The sequence below is a fragment of the Dysgonomonas sp. UBA7710 genome (genome assembly GCF_002482385.1).
GTDB lineage: Bacteria > Bacteroidota > Bacteroidia > Bacteroidales > Dysgonomonadaceae > Dysgonomonas.
The window spans coordinates 94245-110866 of record NZ_DLFW01000023.1 but is presented as its reverse complement, the minus strand read 5'-3'; the positions used below and the strand labels follow the sequence as shown (position 1 = coordinate 110866).

10 protein-coding genes are annotated in these 16622 nt (G+C 40.8%); 9 read left to right on the top strand and 1 reads right to left on the bottom strand.

Going from position 1 to position 16622, the window contains the following annotated elements:
- Positions 1 to 58 precede the first annotated feature (58 nt).
- From B3317_RS07635 to B3317_RS07595, 9 genes are all read left to right on the top strand, one after another.
- Complete coding sequence (locus B3317_RS07635; RefSeq protein ID WP_291110289.1) at positions 59 to 1075, top strand: FecR family protein; 1017 nt, start codon at positions 59 to 61, stop codon at positions 1073 to 1075.
- A gap of 187 nt (positions 1076 to 1262) precedes the next feature.
- Entirely contained in the window at positions 1263 to 4676 is a 3414-nt protein-coding gene (locus B3317_RS07630) for a TonB-dependent receptor (RefSeq protein ID WP_291110287.1), read from the top strand.
- A gap of 20 nt (positions 4677 to 4696) precedes the next feature.
- Positions 4697 to 6304, top strand: coding sequence for a RagB/SusD family nutrient uptake outer membrane protein (locus tag B3317_RS07625; protein WP_291110285.1), 1608 nt, complete (start codon positions 4697 to 4699; stop codon positions 6302 to 6304).
- A 100-nt stretch (positions 6305 to 6404) separates the two neighbouring features.
- A complete protein-coding gene (locus B3317_RS07620; protein WP_291110283.1) occupies positions 6405 to 9332 on the top strand; it encodes a GH92 family glycosyl hydrolase in 2928 nt (975 codons plus the stop codon).
- Between the two features lie 14 nt (positions 9333 to 9346).
- Positions 9347 to 10204: an endonuclease/exonuclease/phosphatase family protein gene (locus B3317_RS07615; protein ID WP_291110281.1), complete on the top strand. Its 858-nt coding sequence runs from the start codon at positions 9347 to 9349 to the stop codon at positions 10202 to 10204.
- A gap of 21 nt (positions 10205 to 10225) precedes the next feature.
- The gene (locus B3317_RS07610) at positions 10226 to 12190 is read left to right on the top strand and encodes an alkaline phosphatase (protein ID WP_291110279.1); all 1965 of its coding nucleotides are present in this window, start codon (positions 10226 to 10228) and stop codon (positions 12188 to 12190) included.
- A 32-nt stretch (positions 12191 to 12222) separates the two neighbouring features.
- The gene (locus B3317_RS07605) at positions 12223 to 13680 is read left to right on the top strand and encodes a PA14 domain-containing protein (protein ID WP_291110277.1); all 1458 of its coding nucleotides are present in this window, start codon (positions 12223 to 12225) and stop codon (positions 13678 to 13680) included.
- Between the two features lie 8 nt (positions 13681 to 13688).
- Entirely contained in the window at positions 13689 to 15308 is a 1620-nt protein-coding gene (locus tag B3317_RS07600; protein WP_291110275.1) for an MGH1-like glycoside hydrolase domain-containing protein, read from the top strand.
- Positions 15305 to 16129, top strand: coding sequence for an ROK family protein (locus B3317_RS07595; protein WP_291110273.1), 825 nt, complete (start codon positions 15305 to 15307; stop codon positions 16127 to 16129). The genes B3317_RS07600 and B3317_RS07595 overlap by 4 nt, the downstream gene beginning before the upstream one ends.
- Positions 16130 to 16192: 63 nt before the next feature.
- On the opposite strand, the gene B3317_RS07590 is transcribed toward B3317_RS07595, so the two are convergent.
- Positions 16193 to 16618 (bottom strand): amino acid-binding protein, encoded by a 426-nt coding sequence (locus B3317_RS07590; protein ID WP_291110271.1) that lies wholly within the window; start codon positions 16616 to 16618, stop codon positions 16193 to 16195.
- Positions 16619 to 16622 lie beyond the last annotated feature (4 nt).

Sequence of the window (16622 nt, the reverse complement as noted above, 5' to 3'; positions counted from 1 at the left end):
TTTATTTATTCCGCCTGTAAGGGATTAGGGATAGATACAGATATATAAAATTGAATAGATGGAAAAAAGAAATTACATAGAATTACTAGATTCTTTTATGAGGGGTAAAACCTCCATCGAAGAAGAACAGTCGTTGCTGGAATGGTTTAAATCACCGGGAACAAAAGAAGAGATATTTTCAGCCTATTTACGACAATGGGAAAATGTTTCAGATGATCTGGACGAAGATATTCAGATACGAATGTTTGAAGAACTGCAAACGAGGATTAATGATTCTGAACTTCTGTCCTCATCTGTCAAAACGGACAAGCAAAATAAATGGCTTCTTATCAGGCAGTATGCTGCCATAGCCTGTTTATTAATAATCGTCGGACTGGGCTCGTACTATATAACCCGGATGAGCCTGCACTCTATGAAAGAGTTTATAGTTTCTGTAGATAAAGGACAAAAAGCAAACCTGTTATTACCTGATGGCACATCAGTTTGGCTGAACTCTGATTCCAGAATCAAATATGATAATGCCTATAATACAAATGACAGGAAAATCATATTAGAAGGCGAAGCGTATTTCGAAGTAGCTAAAGATAAAGAGAAAAGATTCATAGTTACAGCCAATAATATAGATGTAGAAGCATTAGGCACAAGTTTTAATATAAAATCATACCAAACAGATAAAACGGTTATTGTTACATTAGTAGAGGGTAAGTTGAAAGTAAGCGATAACAAAAAAGATATGCTTCTCAATCCGAATGAACGCCTTACTTATAATAAGGAAGATAAGGCATTCACTATGACAGACACATACGATGTTGCGAATGTAGCGATCTGGAGAAATAATGAATTGGCTTTTTATGGTGAGTCCCTGGAAGAAATCGGTACAATATTATCCCGTATATATAATATTGATATTGTATTTACATCAGAATCAGCGAAACACTACAGATTCTCCGGAGTAATAAAGAATAACAGTCTGGGAAATGTTTTTGAAATCATAAGCCTGACTGCTCCGATACAATACAAGATATATAACAATACTGTCGAAATAAGCGAGAGTAAAAAAGTCGAGAAACCTTAAACTTTAATTGATTATGAAGAAAACCTAGAAAGAAACGTTTGGAATAAATCCGGACACCAAAACACATTCAAAACACAACCCTTACACCTTAAATCTGATATCAGAAATAGAAATCAGGAAGGTATATTGTGGCCAGATTTGAATGCCTGAAGTTCATACATTATGCAGATTTCAAACACAAAAACACATGAAAAAATTCAAAAAATTTGCACTTCGCATTACCTTAATTTATTTAATGCTATTTTTCAGCGGAACAATTTCCGCTCAAATCACTTTAAATGTCAAGAACCAGAGAATCCGGCAGGTTATCCAGCAAATAGAGAAAGCCGAAGGATATAGCTTCTTTTACAACAACGAATTATCCGAGTTGAATAATAATGTAAATATACAAGTCTCTAATTCTTCTATAGAAAATACATTAGACAAGCTTTTTTCAAATACAAATATCACTTATTACATAAAAGACAACAAGCAAATTGTATTGTCTGACAAAAGCTTAACGGCACAGTTCTCAAACGCTGCCCAACAAGATGGCAATATTAAAAGGCTGACCGGTGTTATTAAAGACGAAGCTGGTCTGGAACTACCCGGAGTAAGCATATTGGTTAAAGGAACCACAAACGGTACTACAACAGACCTGGAAGGTAAGTTCAGCATCAATGTACCGGAAGATGCAACGATAGAAATAAGATATGTCGGTTTTGTAACACAAACAATCCGGATCACCAATCAGACCTCTGTCAATATCGTATTAAAAGAGGATACCAAGATACTGGATGAAGTAGTTATATTAGGTTTCGGTATGGCTGCACGTAAAGCTGACCTGTCCGCATCCATAGGTACACTGGAAAATATAGACCAACTTAAAAACCGTCCGGTATCAAAAGCCGAGGATTTGCTACAAGGTCAGATTCCGGGTGTTACCGTCTCCAAAAATGGAGGTGACCCGACTGTGGCTTCAAGTGTTGTTATCCGGGGGAAAGGATCCCGGTCCGGGGAATCCCCTCTATGGGTAGTAGATGGTGTTCCCGGAGCTCCGGTAAACTTTAACGATATAGAATCGATGGTAGTGTTGAAAGATGCAGCATCGGCTGCTATTTATGGTGCCTATTCCGGTTCGGCGGGGGTTATACTCGTTACAACCAAACAAGCTGTAGCCGGAAGACCCAGAATATCTTATGAAGGCACATACAGTATCAGTCAGGCGACCAATCTGCCGCAGTCTCTGACCATCGAGCAGCAGAGAGAAGTGAGAAAACAAGCTCTTGCAGCAACAGGAAACAGCCTGCCGGACGGATGGGATCCCGTTAAAAACCCCTATATAGCCCAAACCCGCACCGATTGGATAGATGAAATATTCAGAAATTCACTATCTCAAAGGCACAGCTTCGTTATAAGTGGAGGTACAGAGGATTTTGCCAACAGATTATCATTGCAATATAACGACGATCAGGGAGTATTGCTGAATACATATAACAAAAATATTACAATGCGTTATAATGCATTCTTCAAGATCAGTAATAACATCAAGATCAGAGAAGATTTTTATTGGGAAAACCTAAGAAGCAGGGGAACCAATACTGATAGCGGATATACTGGTGTCATCCTTTCGGCACTGATGATGCCCCGCAATGCCGAAGCATATTATTCCGATGGAACATTTGGAGGTACAGCGCCTAAAGATCCGGCATATATTGCCCAATATGGAAGTAACTTTGCAGATATTCACGGAGATGTTGTCAATCCTCTGCGTACTTTGGAATCGAACAATACTTACAGCAGGCCGACTACGATATCTTCATCGACCTTCCTTGATATAGATGATATTTTCACTCCCGGACTAAAGTATACCGGACGTCTGACTTATCGTCTAACCAATTATTTCTATAAGAATTTCAATCCGATGAGACCTGAGCCGGGCAAACCGAATATGACCAATCGTCTGGATTATGAAACCTATCGTTATTACAGATGGGAAGTAGAAAACACATTGAATTACAGCAAATCGGTAGGCGGACATAATATTGGAGCTATGCTTTCTACCACTGCTAACCAGCAACGTCGCAGAGACTTTAATGTGAGTGCGCAAGGCTTCAATAACGAAACCACAGCATTCCAATATTTGAACTGGGGCGACAGCCAGAAAGTATTTGTAGGTGATGCATATACCGAACCTGACAACAATGTTTCTGTTGTAGGACGTGCATCTTACAGTTTCAACGACCGCTATTTTGCAACAGCATCTCTACGCCGCGACAACGCCGGACGTTTGCCTAAAGACAAAAAACATGGAGATTTTCCTGCGGTTACAGCTGCATGGAAGCTTACCTCCGAACCGTATATGCCTAAATCGGACATTTTCAATCTGATAAAATTACGGGCAAGTTGGGGGCGTATCGGTAATATCGGCTCTGTACCATTCCACTATGGTGACCCTACATTTGTAGTTGAAAGTTCTAATGATGTGGGCGGACAAGTAGGCTCCAATACACCGCTGGTTCCATCAATGGTATACAACGGAGAAGCCTTCAACAGATATCTGACATGGGAAACTTCGGAACAGTTGGATTTCGGTATCGATCTGGAATTATTAAAAAACAGGCTTAACCTATCTGTCGACTTCTTCAATAAAACGACTAAAGATTTAATAAAACGACAAGATACAGGATGGCCTTCATATATCGGACCTGAACCGATGTACATCAATCAGGGAGAAGTAAAAAACAGAGGCTGGGAATTCTCGGCAGGATGGAATGACAAAGTGGGCGATGTAAAATATTACATCAATGCCAATTTTGCAACATTGAAAAACTGGGTATCAGATATAGGCCCGGCAGATCCGCAAACGGGTAAAAAACCGGTATGGATAGAAAATGATGAATTCCGCGGGCTAAATCCGTTCCGCACACGAGAAAACGACCCTCTTTACTCATTCTGGGTATATAAAACAGATGGCCTGTTCCAGTCAGACGCAGAAGCAGAAGCCTATGTCAATAAAGATGGAAAACGCATGCAAGCTAAGGCTAAGGCAGGAGATATAAAATTTGTAGACACAAATGGCGATGGAGTTATCAATGATGATGACAGAGAGTATGTTGGCAGCTATACACCTAAAATCACATATGCCCTCACAGCCGGACTTACGTGGAAAAATCTCAGTGCCAGCATTATGCTGCAAGGAGTAGGTGGTTTGAAAGCTTTCAATGCCATGAAATATGTTACACTGAACGAATCGATGGTAAACTTCAACAGGTCTACCGATATATTAAAAGCATGGCCTAACAGCAATGAAGTTCCAAGATTAACATCATCAGACGACAACGGTAACTTCTCTAATATCTCGGATTTCTATATTGAGGATGCATCTTATATGCGGATAAAAAATATTACGGTATCTTATAACTTCGATAAAATATTCCGCAGTATTTCTCCACGGCTGGATGAAAGAAAAAGTTCACTTTCAGTATCTGCCAGTGTAGACAATGTACATACATTCACTAACTATTCGGGTATAAATCCGGAAGTAGGAGGAAAAGGTCTGGACGGAGGTAAATATCCTGTTCCCCGCGTATTCTCCGTAGGTGTAAAATTAACTTATTAATATCCTAAAAATTTGAATATATGAAATTCTATAAATCTTTAATAATACTATTCTTATCGGTAGGATTTATCTCTTGTAGTGACTTCCTGGATGTCACAGCAGAAAGAGAGCCAAGCGTGGGTAACTTTTTCAAAAATGAGAAAGATGCAACGAATGCAATCGATGCATGTTACTGGATACTAAACCGCGAAGAAACTTTCGGACGCAACCTGTTTTGGGAGCAAGCCGGAGGCGGCGACGATATGATTTACGGAAGAAACAGAGGTACCGACCAGAATAACCTGGCCAATTTTACCTTTACCGGACGCGAATCCTCCCTGAGAGAAAACTGGGAAACATTCACACAGTATCTTTCCCGTGCCAACTGGGTTGTATTCAATCTGGTACGAAAAGATAACCTTACAGATGTTGAAAAGATCAGGTTAGGTGAGGCATACTTTATGCGGGCATTCTGTCATTTCTACATTGCATATCGCCACGGACGTGCCGATCAGGGTGTACCGTTCGACAAATATGAGGATACTTCTTACAAAACTTATGAAGAATTTATCTACTCTATTCCTGTTCAACGGGCAACTGTGATGGAAAACTATGATCTCATCGTCAAAGACCTGGAAAGTGCAGCCGGACTACTCCCTTTCTTCGAAACATATAATGACACCGATAAAGGTCGTGCACATAAAGCAGCGGCTTGGGCACTTATGGTTAAGACATATGCATACTGGGCACAATACGATGAATCGAAATGGGCTTTGATACCGCCGTTGGTTGATAAAATAGAAACAGAAGGAAAGAGAGCTCTGTTAGGTAATTACGAAGACGTATTTAAAATAGCGAACAACTGGTCTTCCGAATATATCTGGTCTGTAAATTCATCAGGATACAATTACGCCGGCTCTATATTTCCGGGTGTAGTACTTGAAAATAAAGCATGGGGACGTTACAACGGCTGGGGTTATTTCAAACCTACCCTTGGTCTGTATGAAGAATTTGCCCCTAACGATAAAAGAAGAGCTGTTACAATACTGGAATACAATGACGAATTTACCTTTTTCGGTGAAAAAAGAAAATTCTATTCCACAGCAGACCTCGAATGTGGCTTTATGCTGGCTAAATATATGGAGCCTTTCTCATACGGGGCAGTAAACAGTAAAGGTTCGGGTGAAGCAACTACAGTATCCACAAACGGCGACCGTCCAACCACAGATTTGGATCTCCCTATCATACGGCATGCCGAGATGGTATTATTCAAAGCCGAAGCCTTGATTATGCAAGGTAAAGGTACGGATGCTGCTAAAGAACTAAACAGATTGACAAGCCGGGCTGGCCTGGGAGACGTATATACAAATGCCACATTAGCTGACCTGAAACATGAACGCCGCTGTGAACTGGCAGGGGAATTCACGGATCGTTTTATGGACCTGAAACGTTGGAAAGAATGGGACAAGCTAAATGCGCCAAAACGAGGACGGAAACATGCCGACAGAAGCAAGCCCGACTCCCCGTATACAGTCATAGAAGTATGGAGCGCGAGAACGTTCAATCCTTCCACCGATATTGTATTCCCATACAATCCGGACGAAGTGGTGAAAGCTAACGGAAAATTAAAACAGAATCCAATGGATTAAATACAAGGCACTGACACTAAAGTAATCAACTATGAGATAATGGGCATTACTTGTTTAATGCCCATTATTATTAAAATTTGCAGTTAATGCAATATCCTATATGAAAAAACAATTATTCTTTCTATCTATTATCGGATTATTAACAGCTTGCTCTCCTATCCTGAAAAGCCCGGTCGATTATGTTGACCCTTTTATAGGAACGGGATTTCACGGACATACCTATCCCGGAGCCACCGTACCATATGGAGCGGTACAATTAAGCCCGGATACCCGAACCGGAGACTGGGACGCATGTTCAGGTTATCACTATAGTGATTCCACCATTATCGGGTTTTCGCATACACATCTTAGCGGTACAGGTTGTGCCGATCTGGGTGATGTACTTTTTCATCCTACAACCAGAGATATAATACAGGTTCAAAAAGGTTATATTTTCAAACCATTGGCTTTTTCACATACAAACGAAAAAGCATCTCCCGGATATTATTCCGTGGACTTTAACCAAGAAGGCATCAAGGCTGAAATGACAGCCACTACATATACAGGGGTACACCGCTATACATTCGCCAAAGGCAAAAATGAAACAATTATCATAGACATGGCCCACCTGTTAGCCGAAGAAACAATAGACTCTCTCATTATAAAGCAAACTGCAAGTAATGAGATAACAGGGATGCGCCGTACACAAGGATGGGTAACAAATCAGTATGTATTTTTCGTTGCACAGTTTTCCAAAGACTTTCAGTCAGTCGATTTTATCAATGACGGTAAGATTCTGAAAGACGGCGATACAGCAAAAAATAATAATCAACAAGCTGTACTGAAATTCGGAGTATCCACAGGAAAACCTGTTGTTGCAAAAGTTGCCTTTTCAGTTGTAAGCGAAGAAAATGCACGGCTGAATCTGGATCATGATGTAACAGGATTTGATTTCGACTCAGTACACAAACAGGCCCGTAATCTCTGGGGCAAAGTTCTCTCTGATATTACGGTAAAAGGAGATAATGAACACGATCTTAAAAACTTCTATACCGCGATGTACCATACGAAAGTTGTCCCCAACATTATGAGTGATGTAAACGGACAATTTCGCCGGCACGATATGACTACAGATACAATACCGGCAGGACGCAAATATTATTCAACGTTTTCCATTTGGGATACATTTCGCGCATGGAATCCTCTCATCACACTTACCGACACAACTCTGGTAAACGATATAATCAATTCATATCTGAAAATGTATGATATATCAGGAGAATTACCCATCTGGCCATTATCGGCAGGGGAAACCGGAACCATGATCGGTTACCATTCAGTATCCGTGATTGCAGATGCCTATATGAAAGGGATAAGGGGCTTCGATGTAGACAAAGCCTATGAAGCCATGAAAATTTCTTCTGACAATAACAAAAAAGGCTCTGACTATTATATCAAATACGGGTTTATACCCTCTAACATTAAAAGAGAATCCGTATCCTGCCTGCTCGAATACGCCTACGACGACTGGTGTATAGCCCAGATAGCGAAAGAACTGGGTAAAACAGAGGATTTTGAAAAGTACACCGAACGTGCATTGTCTTATATTCATGTATTTGACGGACATTCAAAATTTTTCCGGGGAAAACGTATGGATGGAAACTGGGACTATCCTTTTAATCCGTTCGAACCCGGAAGGGCATATACAGAAGCCACAGCATGGCAATATCGTTTTTTTGTACCACACGATGTAAACGGACTCATCCAATTATTTGGCGGCCGAAACTGTTTTGTAGCACAATTAGATAGTTTATTCATCACCGAATCGAAAGTGGACGGACACATGTCGGATATAACAGGCCTTATCGGACAATATGCCCATGGCAATGAGCCCAGCCATCATATGGCTTATCTATACAATTATGTAAGCCAGCCATGGAAGACACAGTCTATGACCCGTCGTATCCTGTCCGAAATGTATCAGCCAACGCCGGAAGGTATCAGCGGGAACGAAGATTGCGGCCAGATGTCGGCATGGTATATACTGAGTAGCCTCGGCATTTATCCTGTATGCCCGGGAGCAAATGAATTCTCGTTGACAACACCGCTGTTTGAAGAAGCCTATATAAAGTTGGCAAATGGAAAAACATTGACAATCAAAGCTAATAAGCCTGAAGAAAATCTCTATATAGATAAGGTTACTTTAAACAATAGGGAAATACTTTCCAACTATATTACTTATAAGGATTTGATGGAAGGAGGCGATCTGATTTTTAGCCTGTCTTCTGTTCCGAATCTGAACAGAGGAGTTGCCGAATCTGCTTATCCATATTCCATGACAACAGATAAAACAGTTTCTATTCCTTTTACAACCAAAGATCTGGATTTATTCGTTAATAGCATTGATGTAGACCTGGCCACTACAACTATGGATGCAAAAGTTTATTATACATTGGATGGAAAAGAACCGGACAAATCATCCGCCGTATATTCCGCACCTATAAAAATATCCGAATCAACAGTGATAAAAGCCAAAGCATTTAAAGACGGCTATATTCCAAGCAAAACATTTACAATTGAGGCTAAAAAGGCTGTCTTCAGAGAGCCGGTTATGGCACAGGGTAAGGAGAGAGGTACAAATTTCAGTTACTACGAAGGATATTATCATTCGGCGAATCAGATAGAGAACTCCAAGCTAATTGACAAAGGTATTCTTCCCGAACCAACAATTAACGGGGCAAAACATGCCGATCATTTTGCTTTTATATTTAGTGGTGTTATCTTTGTAGCAGAAGATGGTATATATGAATTTATGACCAAGTCCGACGATGGCAGCGTCTTATACATCGACAATCTTAAAATTGTTGACAACGACGGGTCACATGCTGCCATAACAGCCACAGGACGTATTGCCCTGAAAAAAGGTTATCATTCGTATAAACTATTGTATTTTGAGGACTATGAAGGCGAGCACCTGAGTTGGGGCTGGAAAAAAACGAACGCCTCAGAGTTTGAAAATATCCCGGAATCGAATCTATTTATAAAATAATAAACCTTACTGACATGAAAAGATTATTCTATTTATTTGCTGTAGTATCACTATTAGTATCTTGTACAAAAAGTAAACCGATTGATTTGAATGTAATGAGTTTCAATATTCGTTACGATAATCCGGGCGATAGCCTCAACAGTTGGCAATACAGAAAAGATATTGCAGCACAAACCATCAAAGCCCAGAATGCAGATATCATTGGTGCACAGGAAGTATTAGTAAATCAATTGAACGATCTGAAAGCGTCTCTGCCTGAATACAATGCTATTGGGATTGGCCGTATAGATGGGGTGGAAAAAGGCGAATATTGTGCCATCCTATACAAAAAAGATAGATTTAAAGAAATTAAATCCGGGCATTTCTGGCTAAGCGAAACACCTGAAGTTATCGGTTCCAAAGGCTGGGATGGAGCATGTGAACGCATCGCCACATGGATTGTATTGGAAGAAACCGGCAGTAAGAAACAAATATTCTTTATTAACACACATCTTGACCATGTAGGAAAAATAGCCCGTCAGGAAGGTGTGACTCTACTTCTACAACGTATAGGAGAGTTAAGCAAAGGCCTGCCTGTTATATTGACCGGAGATTTTAATGCTACACCTGATTCGGATGTTATCAAGCATGTCACAGATCCGGCAAATCCAAACTATCTGATGCATACCAAAGATATAGCCGTTGTAAAAAGTGGAACGAACTGGACATTTCACGGGTTCGGACAAGTACCTCTCGAAAAACGCGAGTTTATAGATTATGTTTTCGTAAAACCAGATACCAAAGTATTAAAACACACTGTTATACCTGAAGAGTTGGATGCTAAATTCATTTCCGACCATTCTGCCGTAACAGCTCAGATAGAAATTGAATAAACCTGTTATAATCAAAATCTTATGACTTACATTTTGAACAGAAGTTTTTCTGCATTAAAACTATTTCTAATTGCAGGATTGCTAATCGTATGTCCGTCTATTACATTTGCTCAACAACAAATATTGATTCACTCACATAACGATTATGAACAACGAGTGCCTTTTTATCAGGCTTATGCCCAGCAAGTTGCATCTATAGAGGCAGATATATACGCTACAAATGGAAAGGATGAATTGCTGGTAGCCCACGATAAAGAGGATCTGGGCACAGCTCCTACTCTCGACGAATCGTATATTAAACCAATCGTAGCCCTGTATAAGAAAAATAACGGGAAGGCATGGAAAAATTCGGATAAGACTTTCATATTACTCATCGATCTGAAAACACCCGCAAACCCGACTTTAGATATCCTCGTAAAAAAATTGAAGGCCTACCCTGAGGTATTTGATCCGTCTGTAAATCCTTATGCCGTACGCGTGGTTATATCGGGCGAACGGCCGGCTCCGGCTGATTTTACCAAATATCCTTCTTTTATATCTTTCGACGGGAATGGACTTGACTATACTTCCGGGCAACTGAAACGCATAGCCATGATAAGTCTTCCATTCAAAGATTATTCGCAGTGGAATGGAAAGGGAACCATGATCCGGAATGAATACAACAAGGTGATAAAGGCGATAGAAGCTGTTCATGCACTGAATAAACCTATTCGTTTTTGGGGAACACCGGACGGAGTTACAGCTTGGAATACATTTCACAATATAGGCGTAGACTATATCAATACCGACCGGGTAGAAGCATGTACCGATTATTTTTATCATTTCGATAACAAGAATTATCACATTGCGGGAAATAGTGCGGAAGTATCCGATGACGTAGCCCGTGCCAAAAGATTGGATAAAACAACTGTTGGATTTCAGGGTTTTAATAATAAAAGGCTGCAATTGACAAAAGGCATCGATACCTATCAGCCTTCCTATCTGAACGACGGGGCTGATAAACCCATTAAGAATGTAATCATGCTTATTGGCGACGGCATGGGGCTGTCACAGGTATGTGCTGCCGAAACGGTAAACCGTGGACTTTCCACTCTTTTGCTTAAACATATAGGTCTTCAGAAAACCAGTTCAAAAGATGCATATACAACAGACTCCGCTGCGGCAGGCAGTGCACTTGCCACAGGCCAGTCAAATAGCAACCGGCACATCAGTGCAGCAGACGATGGTACCCCTTACCCGTCCATGACTGATATTCTTTTCCCCGAAGGATATGCATGTGGTGTGGTTACACTCGGCAATGTTGCCGATGCCACTCCTGCCGCCTTCTACGGACATTCTGTGGAACGTGATAATTCTGACGAAATTACAAACTGGCTGCTGGATGGAAAACTAACTTTGCTGAATGGTAGTGGAATGGAGGTATTTACAAAAAGAAAAGACGGACGGAATCTGGCAGAAGAACTAAAAGGTAAATATCGGGTAACAACATCCATTGATGAAATAAACACAGCCAATGATAAAGTAGTCTGTATAGACGAACGGATGGAAAAAGCCGCGACCGAAGAAACTCTTACTCTGCTTGCTCAGGCTACAAAAGAAGCTATAAAGAAATTATCAGGAGCAAGTAATAAAGGATTCTTTCTTATGGTGGAAGGAGCAAAAATTGATTATGCAGGCCATGCAAATTCTTTGCCGGGCTCGATATTAGAAACACTTAGTTTTGATATGGCTGTCGCCGAAGCACTGAAATTTGCGGACAGCAACGGGCAAACTCTTATTATTATCACAGGCGACCACGAAACCGGAGGATTGACCCTCGTAGACGGAGAACTCGATAAAGGGCATATAACCGCCCGGTATATGACTGACGACCACACTCCTATCATGCTGCCGGTATATGCGTACGGTCCGGGTGCTGATAAATTCGGAGGTGTATATAAAAACACACAGATATTCCATAAGATAAAAACCTTATTAGGCTTGTAAAAAAGCTACTATAAATTCATAAAATGCTTTCTATGAAGAAATATATGTTCTTTATAATAGCTGTTCTATCCTGTTTTGGTACGCTTAAGGCCATTCCCAAAAAAGATATACAGCTACAATTCAGGGATAACGGACAATTTAAAATTGCCCAATTCACAGATATTCACTGGAGTAATAAATCACCTAATTGTATTGAAACCACCGATGTAATCAAACATGTACTAGCTACAGAAAAACCGGATTTAGCCGTACTTACAGGCGATGTTGTTACCGATGCACCGGCCCGCGAAGGATGGCTGGCAATAGCCAGAATATTCGAAGACGCACAGATCCCGTGGGCTGTAACCCTAGGAAATCATGATGCCGAGACAGGTGTCTCCCGCAATGAAATCTTCGATATCATAGAAAATCTACCTTATTTTATAGGTGAAAAAGGACCGCAAATAACAGGTAGTGGAAATTATGCATTACCTGTAAACAGTTCTAAAGGAGTAAGAACGGCAGCTCTGCTATATTGTATCGATACAAATAATAAACCACCGGCACATAAATACGGACATTATGACTGGATACATTTCGATCAGATAGAATGGTACCGTAACACCAGCGATAAATTTACCGTCCGCAATAATAATACTCCGCTACCTGCATTAGCTTTCTTCCATATTCCAATTCTTGAATTCAACAATATTGTCGGCAACGAAAATACAATCGGATATAAAGAGGAAGGGATAGCATCACCCGAAATCAATTCCGGTATGTTCTGCTCCATGATAGAGAAAAAAGATGTGATGGGAATATTTGTCGGACATGACCATGATAACGATTATATCGGGATTGACCAAGGAATTGCCCTGGCATTCGGCCGGACTTCGGGAGTAGATGCATACGGAAAATTAGAACGGGGCTCACGTATTATCCTCATGTATGAAGGAAAGTCCCAGTTTGATACATGGATAAGAACCAAGGAGGGGACAGAGTTTAAATATTATTACCCGTCGGGTTTATCTTCTGTTGATGAAGAATCTATGACTTATCTCGCCGCTAAGAGCATTAAGGTAAAACAACAGGGGGTATCGTACTCTTATTATGAAGGAAAACGATTCAGGAATACGGGCGAGATAGCACAGGAAAAGCCTGTAAAGAACGGAATATTGAAAAACATATCCATTGATCCAGCAACAGCACAGGATTCGATGGCATTTGTTTTCAAAACATGGATCAAAATACCGGAAAAAAGTGTCTACCGCTTCTATACCTATTCCGATGATGGATCAAAGCTGTTTATAGATGGTCAATTGGTCGTTGACAATGACGGCTCTCACAGCATGAGGCGGGCAGATGGGAAAGTAGCTCTCGATAAAGGATTCCATGAACTGACTGTACTTTATTTCGAAGATTATATGGGTGAGATGCTCGAAGTCGGGTATTCGAGCCGCAATATCAGAGAAGACATACTCCCCGATAATATATTATTTATTGCTGAATAAATTAGAATATGAAAAAAAAGATACTAAGTATTTCAATTATTGCTTCAAGCCTGTTATTCGGGACTTTCCCCATCTATTCGCAGGAAGCAGATGAAACCCCGCAGAAGTATAACCTGCCATATAAGAATACTTATGTGAAAGAGGCTCTGGTTACAGAAAACGAGTACCGTATAGCTAAGCCAAAGGAGATTGTCCCTAAAAGTTTTGAAGAAGCTAAGAACATATTACCCAATCCTATCTGGACAGGCCATGAGAAAGAATTGGAGATGTACTGGAAAGCCTGGCAGATAGCTATCTGTAATATCCGCCAGCCGCAAAAAGGCTCAGGTTTTGTATCCAGTTATCTGGATACCGCGTATAACGGAAACATTTTCATGTGGGATTCATCTTTTATGATGATGTTTGCCCGCTATGGATACCATTTCTTCCCTTTCCAACATACATTGGATAATTTTTACGCGAAACAGCACCCCGACGGATTTATCTGCCGTGAAATAAAAGCAGATGGTGCCGACTGCTTCGAACGATACGATCCGGTAAGTACAGGCCCGAATCTGCTTCCGTGGAGCGAGATATTATATTACAGGCAATATGGGGATAATGAACGCCTCAACAAGATATTCCCGGCTCTTTGCGCCTACTATAAATGGCTGAAACTAAACCGCACATGGCCTAACGGTACATATTGGTCGAGCGGCTGGGGCACCGGCATGGACAACATGCCACGTGTACAGCCACAATACAGTATGATATACAGTCACGGGCATATGGTATGGCTGGATGCATGCCTGCAACAAATACTGATGGCAAATATCCTGCTCGAAATAGGATTCTATCTCGAACGCTGGCAGGAAATTGAAGAATTTGAAGATGAAATAAAAGCACTCACAAAGTACGTTCACGACAATCTGTGGGATGAAAAAACCGGCTTTTTATACGACCAGTACGCAGACGGCAGTTTGAATACGACTAAGGGAATCGGTGCATTCTGGGCTTTACATACCGATGTTCTGGATAAAACACAACTGGACAGAATGGTTACTGAACTGGGAAACACTAAAACATTCAACCGCCCGCACAGAGTGCCGTCCCTTTCGGCGGACAACCCGAAATATAATCCTAAAGGACGCTACTGGCAAGGAGGTGTATGGCCGGGAACAAATTATATGGTTATTACCGGACTTGATAAAAAAGGATATACCAGACAGGCTAAGGAAATTGCAAAAAACCATTATAACAATGTATTCGAAGTATATAAAAACACCGGCACATTCTGGGAATATTATGCTCCGGAAGCTGCCGAACCCGGATTTATGGCCCGCAAAGATTTTGTGGGCTGGACAGGTTTACCCCCTATTGCCATATTTATCGAATATATTCTGGGCATACGTTCCGACTATGCCAATCATTCGCTTGTATGGGATATTACCCAGACAGAAGCACACGGAATAGAACGCTATCCTTTCGGCCCCGACGGGCTGGTGACTCTGAAAGTAAACAAACGCAATTCGCAGGAAGATACGCCATCAGTAATAATAGAGACGAACGTTCCTTTCGAACTGACATTATACTGGGGGAAAGATAAGAGTAAGAAAGTGAGCATAAAAGAAGGAAATCAGACTGTATGAAAATAGGTATAGATTTAGGTGGTACAAATGTCCGGATGGGCATTGTATCGAATGGTAAAATAATCGGCAGGGTAGCCGAACCATGCAAGGCTAACGAACCGGAAGAGGCTGTTATCGGTCAACTAAAAGGAATGATACACCAATTAATAAATCAGGATATAGAAAGCATAGGTATAGGTGTTCCATCGGTAGTCGATGCCGAAAGAGGTATCGTCTACAATGTGGCGAATATACCTTCGTGGAAAGAAGTACACCTGAAAGATATCCTGGAAGAAGAATTCAAAATCCCGGTTTCTGTAAATAACGATTGCAACTGTTTTGCTCTCGGCGAACATTACTTCGGAGAAGGTAATGGCTTCAGCAATATTGTCGCGGTTGCTTTAGGCACAGGTGTAGGTGCAGGTATAATTATTGATGGTAAATTATATAACGGAGATAATACCGGTGCCGGAGAAATCGGGTGCCTGCCTTATCTGGAATATGATTATGAGTCCTATTGCAGCAGTTCTTATTTTGTGAGGGAGCACGGAATTACCGGAAGAGAGGCTTTTGATAAAGCATCTGAAGGAGATGACGAAGCCTTAATGATATGGAAAGAAGCCGGACACCACATTGGTAACCTGATGAAAGTGATTCTTTTTGCGTACGATCCCTCTGTTATAATTATGGGTGGCAGCATATCCAATGCTTACAAATTCTTTGCTCCTGCAATGATGGAAACATTAGATACATTTCCATATCCTGAAACTGTAAAGAAATTAGAAATCAGAATATCAAAAAAGGAGGATATCAGCATATTAGGAGCTTCTGTCTTATACTAGTTTGATGATAAACGACCTTTGGAACAGGACCGGACTAAAGGTCGCTTTATTATGGAAAGGATATCAGCACCCTTTTATCTTATCCTGATTCAATAATTCACAATTATTCACAGTCAATATCTCCACACATTTTTTTATATCTGTAGGCCTTATAACCACATTAGCCCTTTCACCACTCGAAAAGGCATACATATATTCAATAAATACATTTTCTTTTGCCAGATATTCCAATATTGTAGCCAACGAACCCGGCGTATTAGGACATGAAAGACAAAGCACGTCATTTACACTTACACCCAGGTGAGCCTCTTTAAGTACCCTTACAGCCAGATCCACATCGGATACTATCAGGCGTAAAATCCCAAAATCGGCACTTTCGGCAAGGCTGAATGCTTTCATATTCACTCCGTTCTTCCCCAGTACATGCGCTACCTCGTTCAGCCGTCCTGTCTTATTTTCTACAAAAATAGATAGTTGTTTTATTGTCATAAGC

Coding starts and splice junctions, on each gene's coding strand:
- B3317_RS07605 (WP_291110277.1), top strand. CDS start 12,223: ATGAAGAAATATATGTTCTTTATAATAGCTGTTCTATCCTGTTTTGGT.
- B3317_RS07620 (WP_291110283.1), top strand. CDS start 6,405: ATGAAAAAACAATTATTCTTTCTATCTATTATCGGATTATTAACAGCT.
- B3317_RS07625 (WP_291110285.1), top strand. CDS start 4,697: ATGAAATTCTATAAATCTTTAATAATACTATTCTTATCGGTAGGATTT.
- B3317_RS07630 (WP_291110287.1), top strand. CDS start 1,263: ATGAAAAAATTCAAAAAATTTGCACTTCGCATTACCTTAATTTATTTA.
- B3317_RS07600 (WP_291110275.1), top strand. CDS start 13,689: ATGAAAAAAAAGATACTAAGTATTTCAATTATTGCTTCAAGCCTGTTA.
- B3317_RS07595 (WP_291110273.1), top strand. CDS start 15,305: ATGAAAATAGGTATAGATTTAGGTGGTACAAATGTCCGGATGGGCATT.
- B3317_RS07615 (WP_291110281.1), top strand. CDS start 9,347: ATGAAAAGATTATTCTATTTATTTGCTGTAGTATCACTATTAGTATCT.
- B3317_RS07635 (WP_291110289.1), top strand. CDS start 59: ATGGAAAAAAGAAATTACATAGAATTACTAGATTCTTTTATGAGGGGT.
- B3317_RS07590 (WP_291110271.1), bottom strand. CDS start 16,618: ATGACAATAAAACAACTATCTATTTTTGTAGAAAATAAGACAGGACGG.
- B3317_RS07610 (WP_291110279.1), top strand. CDS start 10,226: ATGACTTACATTTTGAACAGAAGTTTTTCTGCATTAAAACTATTTCTA.